The organism is Bacillus sp. 166amftsu (assembly GCF_900107445.1).
Taxonomy (GTDB): domain Bacteria; phylum Bacillota; class Bacilli; order Bacillales; family Bacillaceae_G; genus Bacillus_A; species Bacillus_A arachidis.
In genome coordinates this window covers 38,059-51,180 of sequence record NZ_FNQA01000007.1, presented here as the reverse complement: position 1 = coordinate 51,180, position 13,122 = coordinate 38,059, and the positions used below count along the sequence as shown (strand labels likewise).

Genomic DNA, 13,122 nt, shown 5'->3' with positions numbered 1-13,122 from the left:
CACTGAGCAGGTTCATTCTTTTTGTTTATAATAACAGCAGAGAAACTGAAATAGGGGTGAAATGATGAACGCATTAGAAATAAAAAATTTAACGAAAAAATTCGGTGATTTCATCGCAGTAGATAATATGTCTTTAGCTATTAAAGAAGGAGAGATATTTGGGTTTTTAGGATCAAACGGTGCTGGTAAAAGTACAACAATTAATATGATTGCTGGATTGTTAAGAAGTAATGAAGGTGAGATTAGTATACTAGGAAAAAGTATAGAGAAACATAATCGATTTGCAAAAATGAATATTGGAATTGTACCGCAAGATATAGCAATCTATGAGGAGTTAACCACCTATGAAAATGTGAAATTCTTTGCGGGTTTGTATGGGTTACGAGGGGCAGAATTAAAAGCGAGAGTAGAAGAAGCACTGCAGTTTGTAGGACTAAGTGATAAACATAAAAGTTATCCAAAGAACTTTTCGGGTGGGATGAAACGAAGACTTAACATTGCTTGTGCCATTGCGCATCATCCGAAGTTAATTATTATGGATGAGCCGACAGTTGGAATTGATCCGCAGTCAAGAAACTATATTCTTCAGTCTGTACGGAAATTAAATGAAATGGGTAGCACCATTATTTATACGAGTCACTACATGGAGGAAGTAGAAGAGATTTGTACGAAAATTGCAATTGTGGATCACGGGAAAATTATTGCAGAAGGTACGAAAGAACAATTGAAAGCTATTATTACAGATACAAAAGATGTTTGGGTTGAAGTAAAGTCAGTTGAAAATATAGATGTGAATCAATTAAAAGAAATTAGTGGTGTTAAGGCTATTCAAATAGAAGAAAACGTAATTAAAGTGAATTCGGATACAGGGGTCAACAACTTAAACAAAATCGTTCAGCATTTTATCAATAATGATATAGAAATACGTTCACTTGAAGAGCAAGCACCTAACTTAGAAACAGTATTCTTGACATTGACAGGAAGAAATCTACGGGATAAATAAGATTTATTAGCAAAAAAAGGGAGGTTCATCGATTGAACATCTTCAATATAGCCATAAAGGAAATCAAAAGTGACTTTCGAGATATAAAAACGTTAGTGTCTATGCTAGCATTCCCGGTTATGCTTATGCTCATTTTGGGTACTGCTTTAACCAATGCATTTAATAATGATAATCTTTCTGTTAAAAATATCCAGGTTTTATACAAAGATGAAGCAGGTGGTAAGTTCTCTCAGGCCTTTGAAACATTGATAAAGGAAACAGGAAAATCGGGCATTCATTTTAAAAAAGCAGCAAAGGATGTAGATGGAAAAGAAGAAGTGAAACAAAATAAATATGCTGGCTATGTAGAAATGAATCAAAACGGCGTGAAATTATATGAGAGTGATCGGAATAGTATTGAAGGAAGTATCGTTGAAGGGATGCTTACTACATTCGTCGATAAGTACAACGTAGCGGTGGAAGTTGCGCAAGTAGACCCAGGGAAAGTTAGTACAGTTATTTCAAGTGGAAATCATGATGATTATATAAAAGAGACATCTTTACAAGCTGCTAAGAAGCCAAGTTCTATGGACTATTATGCAATTGCGATGACGACAATGATTGCCTTGTATGGAGCGATGGGAGCAAGCTACCTGATTCGCGGAGAGCGATTACGAAAAACGGGAGATCGTTTAATTGCTGCACCCGTTAGTAAAGCTGAAATTTTTATTGGAAAGATACTTGGTAGTCTTGTAGCAAATACACTCTGTCTGCTTCTCGTCGTTTTCTTTAGTAAATTTGTTTATGGTGCAAATTGGGGTGACCATCTTGGAGTAGTTTTTCTTATTTTACTAACAGAAGTATTCCTTGCGATTAGCTTCGGATTAGGGATTGGATATATTACGAAAACAGGTGAGGCATCTAAAGCGGTTATTATGATTGTTGTACAATTAGCTTCTATTTTTGGAGGGGCGTATTTCGTAGTTGAAGAAAATATGATTACAAATTTATCACCATTAACATGGGCGAATACAGCGATTATGAAAATTATTTATGCGAATGAAGTAGGAGCGGCACTTCCGGTAATCTTTTTAAACCTTGGAATTTCTGCACTCTTTTTATTGATTGCGATTATCGCATTACGCAGACGGGAGGGGCTATAACATGAAAGATATTTTATGGCTCATACAAAAAACGATATCTGTACTTTTGAAGAATAAAAAAGGGTTATTTCTTATTATTGGATTGCCAATAGTAGGAGCATTAATGGCATTTTTAATATACGGAAATGCAGGGCAAGGTACACTGCGTATTGGGGTTGTAAATAATGAAAATCATTATATAGCAAATGATACCGTAAAGTTTCTAGAAGGGCTAAATCATGTGAAAGTAAGTAAGATTAAGGAATCAGAAGTAAAAGAAAAGCTTACTTCCAAAAAACTTGATGGAGTGATTACGTTAAATTCAGGTTTTTCGCAAAGTGTTCGAGATGGTAGGCCGAGTCATATTCAAATTTTCTCGATTAAAGGTGCTCAAGTAACAGAGTTTATAAAATCGTATTTGTATAATTATATTGATAATATAACTGCAATTAGTAAAGTAGCACAAAAGGATCAAAGTACGTTTGATAAGATGTATGCGGGTTATCAAAAAAGTTCATTTAAGGTAAAAGCTGAGACACTTCAAGATACTTCAAAAAATAAAGATATGACGAATCAAACAGTTGGTTATCTCATTATGTTTATGTTGGTTTCGGCAGTGGGTTTTTCAGAACGGATTTTGAAAGAAAAAGAGAATAGAACGTATTTCCGATTATTATCAACACCGATAGATGGGAAGAAATATATATTATCTAACATTGCTGTTAATATGGTTATCATGATGGTACAAATCATTGTAACGGTACTGTTTATGACTAATGTATTTCATATTGATACGAATATGCCTTTACTTGTTATGATTGGAGTACTGATGATATTTGGTTTAATTGCAATTGGTTTATCGTTAGCTGTTGTGTCATTTGCTAAGAATTCAGCTTCTGCTAATGCAATGCAAAATATCATTATTACACCAACATGTTTGTTAGCGGGATGCTTCTTTCCATTTGAAATTATGCCGGCATCTGTGCAAAAAATAGCTGATTTTCTTCCTCAGCGCTGGTTATTAGATACAATAGGAGAATTACAGCAAGGGACACCGTTTTCTGATTTGTATTTAAACATTTTAATTTTGTTCGCCTTTGCAATTGCGTTCTTCTTAATTGCCATTTATAAGTTTGGCCGAAATAATGATGCGAGAAATTTTATGTAATAAATGGGGATGTGGCATGATGCCACATCCTTTTTTGTAATTGTTCATAAAATATAATCTCTATTGAAATACTATCTGAAGACAATTATTTTGTACGGAAGGAAAACAAAATGGTGAAAAAGATATTACGTATTATTTCTATTATCATTAGCATAGTAATTTTTCTAATTGTTTGGATGCATATTGATGTAACACTGGGAAGGAAAATGGAAGCTGATAAAAACCAACGGAAAGACTATGCTCCTCATTATAGTGATTTTCAATTATATGTAGAGGGGAGATCGCTATATCATCAGTTATTTTCCGATATAAAAGAAGCAAAGCATTCTATTTTTACTTATTTTTATATTATTTCGGATGATAAAAGTAGCCATACTTTCTTAAATTTATTAAAAGAAAAAGCTGAAGAAGGAGTACAAGTATACTTATCGGTCGATTGGATTAATGATTTATCGTTCCAAAGAAAGCTGAAGAAGGAATTACAAGCAAGTGGCGTACATTTTACATACAGTAGGAAACCGGGGTTCCCATTCTTTTTTTATTCACTTCATCACCGCAATCATCGCCGTATTACAACGATAGATGGAAAGATAGGGTATACAGGCGGCTTTAACATAGGTAATGAATATTTAGGAGAGGAAAAGCGCTTTGGATATTGGAGAGATTACCATATACGATTACAAGGAGAAGGAGTAACAGATTTAGAGGAACAGTTTGTGTTAGATTGGAAACGAGATACTCCGATAGAAATTAAGCGAACGATTCAGCCGGTTGTTACAGGGAAAACATTACATACTATGTCTAGTTATAATGGACATGGAGTTGTTGCAAAGTACATCGAATTAATAAAGAGGGCCAAACATTCTATTGTAATTGCCACCCCGTATTTTATCCCTCGAGATAAAGAAATCATGAACGCTTTAATCCAGGCGCGAAATCGTGGTGTCTCTGTAAAGGTACTATGGTCTTACAAACCGGATGTTCCACTTATAAAAGAAGCGGCATATCCGTATATTCGTAAATCGATAGAGAACGGAATTATTGTATATGGTTATAAAAAGGGGATGTTCCATGGGAAATTAATACTTATTGATAATGAAACGATGGTGATTGGAACAACAAACTTTACTTCACGCAGTTTTCATATAAATGATGAGGTGGATTTCTATATATATGATGGTCCGGTGATTCAACAAATGAATCGTGTGTTAGAGCGGGATTTTCAAGATTCAAAAGAAATGACTTCATCATTTTTTAATCATTTATCATTTTTAGAGAAGTGTAAAGAAAGAATAGCATGGCTGTTTAATTACTATTTATAATAAAGATGAATGTGGGATGGGTGTAAAATAGTTCTATTGTTGGGTGCGGAATTTAAATAGTAAATGAAATAATATTGTATTTCAAAGTTTGTGATTGTAGCGATGGTATTGATAGCGGTTATTAGAAGGGCGTTTCATGAATAGTGGATAATAGGATGCTGTTTATTATGTTGTTAAGGTAATACTTTTTAGAAAGAGTAAGGTGCGGCAAAGACCGCACCTATTTTTAAAGTCAAAGTTTTGTTTATTCTAGAAAAAAGTCATTTTTCGTCTACGAGTTCTGTTAATTCATGATTAATTAACGTGCCAATATGCTCACCTAAACATATTTTCCTCATAACTCCTGGCTCATCGAAATTAAAAACATGAGCAGGTAAGTGGTAGTCACGTGCAAGTAATAAGGCTGATTGGTCCATCACTTTTATATTATTCCGAACGACATCATTATAATTTAAATAGCGATACATTTTTGCTGACTTATTTCGTTTTGGGTCACTTGTGAAAACGCCATCTACACCTTGTTTTGCAACTAAAATCGCATCGCTATTCATTTCAATTGCGCGCTGGACGCTTGGGTAATCTGTTGTAACGAACGGTTGCCCGTTTCCGCCGCCAAAGATGACGATATATCCTTTTTCCAAATGGTGAACGGCCCGTAAACGAATATAGGGCTCTGCCACCGCTGTAAACGGGATAGATGTCATAACACGCACTTCTTTACCTGTTTTACTTGTGAGCACGCCGCGTAACATTAAACTATTCATAATTGTCCCTAATGTCCCTATATTATCCGCTTCCACGCGGTCAATCCCCCATTCCTCAGCTAAATTGCCTCTGAAAATGTTACCACCGCCAACGACAAGAGAAACTTCAATACCTAAATCGACAATTGATAAAATTTCAGTTGCGATATGTTCTAGACGTTTGGAACCAAAACTATTTCCATCTGGATCAGCTAGAGCGCCGCCGCTGAGTTTAATTAAAACGCGATTGTATGGTTTCATTATCGTCACTCCTTATTTAAAGCAAAGTTTTTTCAGTGAGTCCGGAACCATCACTGAGAATTCATCCTCATCATAAGGGGTTCTTATAGGTAGTTTATTCCTAACCTAATTGTTTTGCTCATGTGGCACTATTCTGTATGTTGGAAGTGTATGAAGTTGTAATAAAAAAGGAGCAGAGGCGAATGCCTTTGCTCCTTTGCGAGAAAATGAAATAGAAAAGGAAGAGTTATAAGGAAACCTTTCGTATGGTTCTTCATAACATCCACTCCTTTTCACATTAGTTATGTTAAATAAACTTATCTTTTAGATTATATAAAGAAACCAGACAATTCAGTAATGTTATTTTCATTTTTATCTTCAAGGGATGTCAATGAAAAAATGAAGAAAAAAATTCGAATTTTTTGTGACGAACCTGTAGGTTTTTGTCTGATTTTGTAGGTTTACTTATATCATGTGATTAAGCTTTTATAAATACAAATTGAAAGCGTTCGCATGAAGGGATGAAAATATATGAAAAAATTCGGATTAGCAACACAGATTTTTGTTGCGCTTGTTTTAGGGATTGTAGTAGGGGCAATCTTTTATGGCAATAAAACAGCAATTTCTTATATCACACCAATTGGAGATATATTTATTCATTTAATTAAAATGATTGTAGTACCAATCGTTATTTCTGCACTGATTGTTGCAGTAGCTGGTGTAGGGGATATGAAAAGGCTTGGGAAATTAGGCGGAAAGACAATTCTCTATTTTGAAATTATCACAACAATTGCAATCTTAATGGGATTAATTGCAGCGAACCTGTTCCATCCAGGAACGGGCGTTGATATGAATAACTTACAGCAAACTGATATTTCATCATACAAGCAGACGGCTGATGCAACAGAGAAAAAAGGTTTTGCAGAAACGATTGTTCACATTGTACCAAAGAATGTATTTGAATCAATTGCACAAGGAGATTTATTACCAATTATTTTCTTCTCTGTGTTGTTTGGTTTAGGAGTTGCAGCAATTGGAGAAAAAGGAAAACCGGTGTTTAATTTCTTTGAAGGTGTGCTCGAAGCGATGTTTTGGGTTACAAATCAGGTTATGAAGTTTGCACCATTCGGTGTATTTGCATTAATTGCTGTTACGGTTGCAAAATTCGGTGTGGCAACACTACTTCCTTTAGGAAAATTAGTGCTAGCTGTGTATGTAACTGTTATACTATTTGTTATTGTTGTATTAGGTATTAATGCACGTATGGTAGGAGTAAACATTTTCACATTAATGAAAGTTTTAAAAGAAGAACTTATTCTTTCGTTTACGACAGCAAGTTCAGAAGCTGTTTTACCTAATATAATGAGAAAAATGGAAGAGTTCGGTTGTCCGAAGGCAGTTGCTTCTTTCGTTATTCCAACAGGTTATACATTTAACTTAACAGGATCAGCAATTTATCAAGCGTTGGCGGCATTATTCGTCGCACAAATGTATGGTGTACACATGTCGATAACGGAACAAATTACATTGTTATTTGTTTTAATGTTAACATCAAAAGGTATGGCAGGGGTACCAGGTGCTTCATTTGTTGTTGTACTTGCAACATTAGGATCCATGGGACTACCGCTTGAAGGTATCGCCTTAATTGCTGGTATCGACCGTATTTTAGATATGATTCGCTCATCCGTCAATGTGTTAGGGAATGCATTAGCAGCTATTGTATTGTCAAAATGGGAAGGCGAATTTGATCATGAGAAAGCAAAACAATATGTAGAAACTGTCAAACAAACAGAAGCAGCATAAGAAATGGATGAGGAGTGAGTTATGGTGGCAACATTAACTGAAACTACAAAAGATGTTCGAATTGAAAAAGATTTTTTAGGTGAAAAAGAAGTACCAATGCATGCTTATTATGGAGTTCAAACAATGCGTGCTGTAGAGAACTTTCCAATTACAGGCTATAAAATTCATGAAGGTTTAATTAAAGCCTTTGCGATTGTTAAAAAAGCAGCGGCACTTGCGAACACAGATATAGGACGATTGGAATTAGACAAAGGCGGTGCTATTGCAGAAGCCGCACAAGAAATTTTGGACGGAAAATGGCATGAGCATTTTATTGTTGACCCAATCCAAGGCGGAGCAGGAACTTCTATGAATATGAATGCTAATGAAGTCATTGCTAATCGTGCCCTTGAATTATTAGAGATGGAAAAAGGAGACTATCATTATGTTAGTCCAAATAGTCACGTGAATATGGCGCAGTCAACGAATGATGCATTCCCAACAGCAATTCATATTGCAACATTAAATGCACTAGAAGAGTTATTACAAACAATCGGTTATATGCATGATGTATTTGAATTAAAAGCGGAGCAATTTGATCATGTGATTAAAATGGGACGTACGCATTTACAAGACGCTGTACCAATTCGTCTTGGACAGGAGTTTAAAGCATACGCTCGTGTAATCGAACGTGATATAAAGCGAATTCAGCAATCACGTCAACATTTATATGAAGTAAATATGGGAGCGACAGCAGTTGGTACAGGATTAAATGCAGATCCTGAATACATTGAATCAGTAGTGAAACATTTAGCATCAATCAGTGGATTACCTCTTGTTGGAGCGGAAGATTTAGTAGATGCAACGCAAAATACAGATGCATATACAGAAGTGTCAGCAGCGCTAAAAGTATGTATGATGAATATGTCTAAAATTGCGAATGACCTTCGTCTAATGGCATCTGGGCCACGTGTTGGGCTTGCAGAAATTATGCTTCCAGCTCGTCAACCAGGTTCATCTATTATGCCAGGAAAAGTAAACCCTGTTATGCCAGAAGTGATTAACCAAATCGCGTTCCAAGTAATCGGTAATGATCATACAATTTGCCTTGCTTCAGAAGCGGGTCAATTAGAACTAAATGTTATGGAGCCAGTACTTGTTTTTAACTTACTTCAATCGATTAGCATAATGAATAACGGTTTCCGTGCCTTCACAGATAATTGTCTAAAAGGTATTGAAGCAAATGAAGAACGCCTGAAAGAATATGTTGAGAAAAGTGTTGGAGTGATTACAGCTGTTAATCCGCATATTGGATATGAGGCAGCGGCTCGTGTTGCGAAAGAAGCAATTGCAACTGGACAGTCTGTCAGAGAACTTTGTGTGAAAAATGGTGTACTATCGCAAGAAGAATTAGATTTAATTTTAGATCCGTTTGAAATGACACATCCGGGGATTGCGGGAGCAACTCTTCTAAAGAAAAATTAAAAGAAGAGGGGACATTCCCCTCTTTTTTGTTTACAATATAGAAATGGTATATAGTGAAACCTTAATCAATAGAGGTTTTATTTTCCAGTGAATAGTGGGATAAAAGGTAGGGATTGTATGAGTAAATTTACAGTTTCCTCTAATGGGACATTAGAAACAACATTAAGAGGAGTAGAAGTATTAGCAACGCCAATTTTAAATAAAGGTGTCGCTTTCACGAAAGAAGAAAGAGAAGAACTAGGATTAAAAGGGTTATTACCACCTGCGGTATTAACATTGGATGAACAAGCACGCCGTGCGTATAAGCAGTTTCGTTCACAGCCAGACGATTTATTAAAAAACGTATATTTAACAGCATTACATGATCGTAATGAAGTGTTATTTTATCGCTTACTAACAGATCATTTACGTGAGATGCTTCCAATTGTGTATACGCCAACTGTTGGTGTAGCAATTCAAAGATATAGTCATGAGTATCGTAAACCACGTGGAGTGTATTTATCCATTAATGATCCTTCTGGCATAGAAGAAGCGTTTTCTAATATTGGTGCAACAGCTGAAAATATCGACTTAGTTGTTGTAACTGATGGTGAAGGAATATTAGGAATTGGTGACTGGGGCGTTGGTGGTATTAATATTGCTATTGGGAAGTTAGCAGTTTATACAGCAGCAGTTGGAATCGATCCTAGTCGGGTATTACCTGTTATTTTAGATGTTGGAACGAACCGTGAGGATCTATTAAATAATCCGTTTTATATCGGAAATCGTCACCCTCGTGTAACTGGTGAAGCTTATGACGCATTTATCGATACATTTGTAAAGGCCGTATGTAATAAGTTTCCGAAAGCGTTACTACATTGGGAAGACTTTAGCTCACGTAATGCACGTCGAATTTTAGATAAATATCGTAATCATGTATGTACATTTAATGATGATATTCAAGGAACTGGTGCTGTTTCACTTGCAGCTGTATTATCAGCAGTGAAAGCTTCTAGTGTCCCTTTATGTGAACATCGCGTTGTAGTATTTGGTGCTGGAACAGCTGGAATTGGAATTGCAGATCAAGTACGAGATGCAATGATTCGTGCTGGTTTATCAGAGCAGGAAGCAAATGAGAGTTTCTGGTGTATTGACCGTAACGGCTTAATTACAGATAATATGGGAGATCTTCTTGATTTCCAGCGTCCATATGCGCGTAAGGAATCTGAAGTGAACGAGTGGGAACAAAGTGAAGTAGTTGGACTTGCAGAAGTTGTTAAACATGTAAAACCAACAATTTTAATTGGTACATCAACTGTTGCGGGTGCATTTACAGAGGAAATTGTAAAAGAAATGGCTTCTCATGTAGAAAGACCGATCATTTTACCAATGTCGAATCCAACACCACTTGCAGAAGCAAAGCCGGTCGATTTGATAAGTTGGACAGAAGGCCGAGCACTTGTAGCAACAGGTAGTCCATTTGAGCCAGTGACATATGACGGTGTAACGTATGTAATCGGACAATCAAATAATGCGCTTATCTTCCCAGGTCTTGGTCTTGGAACAATTGTTGTTCGCGCAAGTGTAATGACAGATGGTATGTTTGCAGCAGCTGCAGAAGCAGTAGCAAGCATGGTAGATACAAGTCAGCCAGGAGCACCAATTCTTCCAGAAGTAGAAGAGTTGCGTAACATCTCAGAGATAGTAGCGGTTGAAGTAGCCAAAGCAGCGGTTGCTGAAGGGGTTGCTCGTGAGGAACTCAGTGATAACGATATCAGAAAAGCTGTGAAAGAAGCAATGTGGCAACCTGAATATCGCCAAGTAAAAGCAGTAGAAAAGGTAACAATATAGAAATAAAGCCCGTTTATATCATAAGCGGGCTTTCCTGTTTTAATTTTTGAATAAACATATTTCATAAATGGGAAGTGACATCTTTGAATTGGAATCAATTATGGAAAAAAGATATGTCCCTTTTAATTATTTTAATGGTCGTTGTTCCTATTGCTGGTGAGCTGAATTTTCACCCGTTTAATGATACATTTCGCGTGAGTTTTGGAACACCAATTTTTTTCTTTTTACTATTGTTTTTACGTAAAATACCGGCTGCTGTAGTCGGTCTACTTGTTGGAGTATCTGTAGTAGGATTTCGGGTTTGTATTGATTGGATGTTACAAGGTTCTTTTCAGGTAATGGATTCTTTTTATTTGCGTTATCCAGTCTTTTTTTATTATTTTGTTTATGGAAGTCTTTTTTCGTTATGTAGGGTAAATAAATTCCATCAAAGACCAATTGTAATTGGATGTCTTGGGATTACAATTGAGATTGTAGCAAGTATGTCAGAACTAGCTTTTTATCATGTTTTAGTACTTGGTACAACGATCATGATTTCCGAAATAAATAAATTGATTATTATCGCAGTTTTTCGAAGTTTCTTTGCCCTCGGTTTCTTAAATATGATGAGTTTATATGAAACGAAATTAAAAGAAGCGCAAGTTCGGAAAGAAAATGAAAAGATGTTGATGCATCTTTCTAATTTATATGTGGAATCTGTTCATTTAAAAAAGACACTTCAAAATGCAGAATTAATTACACAAGAAGCATATCAATTATATCGAAATTTACAAGCTAGTAATGGTTCTAGTGGTATAGAAGTGCAAAGTAAAAAAGCATTGAAAATTGCTGGGGAAGTACATGAAATAAAAAAAGATAACCAAAGAATTTTTGCGGGATTATCAAAGCTTTTATTAGATAAAAATCTTTCTGAATACATAGAAGGTCATGAGTTGACAGAAATGATTGTTAGGATAAATGAGAAATACGCTCAGTTATTAGGGAAAGAGATAACATTTTCTAAAAATATAGAAGGTGAGCATGGGGAATATCATGTTTATACTGTATTGTCGATTTTAAATAATTTAGTTGCCAATGCTGTTGAAGCAATAGAGGGTGTTGGTGCGATTGTAATAAACAGCTATAAACAAGAAGAAAATGTAATGTTTGAAGTAATAGATAATGGTCCTGGTATTGCACAAAAATATAAAGAGTTAGTATTTAAACCGGGATTTACTTCGAAGTATGATCAGACAGGTACACCATCAACGGGAATAGGTTTGTCATACATAAAAGAGATGGTTACAGAACTAGGCGGAGAAGTGACCCTTCAGGATGGAGAAGATGAAAGAGGATGTAAGTTTGTCGTATGGTTACCTGAGTCTAGTTTAACCAGGGAAGGGTGATTGGATGTTTTATTACATCGTAGACGATGATGAAGTATTTCGCTCTATGCTATCACAAATTATCGAAGATGAGGATCTTGGGGAAGTAGTAGGGGAAGCGGAAGATGGTGCTTTTGTTGAAGTGGACCAGTTGAATTTTAAAAAGGTAGATATTTTATTTATTGATTTATTAATGCCAATTCGAGATGGCATTGAAACCGTTCGTCATATTGCACCATCATTTACAGGGAAAGTAATTATGATTTCTCAGGTTGAGTCGAAACAATTAATTGGAGAAGCGTATTCTCTTGGGGTTGAATATTATATTACAAAACCATTGAATAAAATTGAGGTTGTATCTGTTGTGCGAAAAGTGATGGAACGTATTCGATTAGAACGATCTATACAAGATATTCAAAAATCATTGAATAATGTATTTCAATGGGAACAACCACAAGTTCGAAATGAATCAGTGCAAGAAGAGAAAAAAATGGCGGACTCAGGTCGTTATTTATTATCGGAGCTCGGAATCGCTGGTGAGAATGGAAGTAAAGATTTACTTAGTATGCTCGAATATTTATTTGGTCAAGAAAAAGAAAAAACATTTGAATACGGATTTCCAGCACTGAAAGATATTTTTCACTATATTACGGTTAAAAAATTAGGGGGGACGGCCTCAGAAGCGGAAATTGATAAAGAAAGAAAAGCTTCGGAACAAAGGGTGCGCCGAGCGATTTATCAATCTCTGAATCATCTAGCTTCCCTTGGTTTAACAGATTTTTCGAATCCGAAATTTGAAAGTTATGCGCCGAAGTTTTTTGATTTTACAATTGTTCGTAAGCGTATGACAGAAATGACAAAGGAAGAACTAACAACATCTGGGCACACGAGAATTAATACGAAGAAGTTTATTCAAGTATTGTATTTTGAGGCGAAAAGATTTATGGAGATAGAATAGAGGATGCTTCTAAATGAGCATCTTCTTTTTGTGGTTGAAATTCTGAATTTTTTATTTTATGGAAATAAAAGGGTGTTAAGTGTTGCGTCGTTCACTTTATCATTTG

General features: G+C 35.7%; 10 protein-coding genes. 9 read left to right on the top strand and 1 reads right to left on the bottom strand.

The annotated features are described in order from the left end of the window. Positions 1-64 precede the first annotated feature (64 nt). From BLV40_RS17240 to BLV40_RS17225, 4 genes are all read left to right on the top strand, one after another. Entirely contained in the window at positions 65-1,003 is a 939-nt protein-coding gene (locus BLV40_RS17240) for an ABC transporter ATP-binding protein (RefSeq protein WP_026591718.1), read from the top strand. A gap of 32 nt (positions 1,004-1,035) precedes the next feature. Next, entirely contained in the window at positions 1,036-2,145 is a 1,110-nt protein-coding gene (locus tag BLV40_RS17235; protein ID WP_090692227.1) for an ABC transporter permease, read from the top strand. 1 nt (position 2,146) lies between these two features. Beyond that, on the top strand, positions 2,147-3,292 hold the full coding sequence (locus tag BLV40_RS17230) for an ABC transporter permease (protein WP_090692224.1): 1,146 nt from the start codon (positions 2,147-2,149) through the stop codon (positions 3,290-3,292). Between the two features lie 110 nt (positions 3,293-3,402). Further along, the gene (locus tag BLV40_RS17225; RefSeq protein ID WP_090692220.1) at positions 3,403-4,614 is read left to right on the top strand and encodes a phospholipase D-like domain-containing protein; all 1,212 of its coding nucleotides are present in this window, start codon (positions 3,403-3,405) and stop codon (positions 4,612-4,614) included. Between the two features lie 260 nt (positions 4,615-4,874). Here the strand turns inward: BLV40_RS17225 and pyrH are convergent, their stop codons facing one another. Next, entirely contained in the window at positions 4,875-5,618 is a 744-nt protein-coding gene (gene pyrH, locus BLV40_RS17220; protein WP_090692217.1) for a UMP kinase, read from the bottom strand. Between the two features lie 510 nt (positions 5,619-6,128). On the opposite strand from pyrH, the gene BLV40_RS17215 reads away from it, so the two are divergent. The 5 genes from BLV40_RS17215 (at position 6,129) to BLV40_RS17195 (ending at position 13,016) form a co-directional block, all read left to right on the top strand. Beyond that, entirely contained in the window at positions 6,129-7,400 is a 1,272-nt protein-coding gene (locus tag BLV40_RS17215; protein ID WP_090692213.1) for a cation:dicarboxylate symporter family transporter, read from the top strand. 21 nt (positions 7,401-7,421) lie between these two features. Further along, positions 7,422-8,864 carry an aspartate ammonia-lyase gene (aspA, locus tag BLV40_RS17210; RefSeq protein ID WP_090692209.1) on the top strand — a complete coding sequence of 481 codons (1,443 nt, stop codon included), beginning with the start codon at positions 7,422-7,424 and terminating at the stop codon, positions 8,862-8,864. Positions 8,865-8,981: 117 nt separating this feature from the next. Beyond that, positions 8,982-10,694 (top strand): oxaloacetate-decarboxylating malate dehydrogenase, encoded by a 1,713-nt coding sequence (malS, locus tag BLV40_RS17205; protein ID WP_090692205.1) that lies wholly within the window; start codon positions 8,982-8,984, stop codon positions 10,692-10,694. Between the two features lie 74 nt (positions 10,695-10,768). Continuing rightward, complete coding sequence (locus BLV40_RS17200; protein ID WP_090692201.1) at positions 10,769-12,079, top strand: ATP-binding protein; 1,311 nt, start codon at positions 10,769-10,771, stop codon at positions 12,077-12,079. A gap of 4 nt (positions 12,080-12,083) precedes the next feature. Then, positions 12,084-13,016 carry a response regulator gene (locus BLV40_RS17195; protein WP_090692198.1) on the top strand — a complete coding sequence of 311 codons (933 nt, stop codon included), beginning with the start codon at positions 12,084-12,086 and terminating at the stop codon, positions 13,014-13,016. Positions 13,017-13,122 lie beyond the last annotated feature (106 nt).

What these genes read in the sequence shown, in the direction of transcription:
- BLV40_RS17240 (WP_026591718.1), top strand. Translation starts at nt 65, where the DNA reads ATGAACGCATTAGAAATAAAAAATTTAACGAAAAAATTCGGTGATTTC.
- BLV40_RS17230 (WP_090692224.1), top strand. Translation starts at nt 2,147, where the DNA reads ATGAAAGATATTTTATGGCTCATACAAAAAACGATATCTGTACTTTTG.
- BLV40_RS17215 (WP_090692213.1), top strand. Translation starts at nt 6,129, where the DNA reads ATGAAAAAATTCGGATTAGCAACACAGATTTTTGTTGCGCTTGTTTTA.
- BLV40_RS17195 (WP_090692198.1), top strand. Translation starts at nt 12,084, where the DNA reads ATGTTTTATTACATCGTAGACGATGATGAAGTATTTCGCTCTATGCTA.
- BLV40_RS17225 (WP_090692220.1), top strand. Translation starts at nt 3,403, where the DNA reads ATGGTGAAAAAGATATTACGTATTATTTCTATTATCATTAGCATAGTA.
- malS (WP_090692205.1), top strand. Translation starts at nt 8,982, where the DNA reads ATGAGTAAATTTACAGTTTCCTCTAATGGGACATTAGAAACAACATTA.
- pyrH (WP_090692217.1), bottom strand. Translation starts at nt 5,618, where the DNA reads ATGAAACCATACAATCGCGTTTTAATTAAACTCAGCGGCGGCGCTCTA.
- aspA (WP_090692209.1), top strand. Translation starts at nt 7,422, where the DNA reads ATGGTGGCAACATTAACTGAAACTACAAAAGATGTTCGAATTGAAAAA.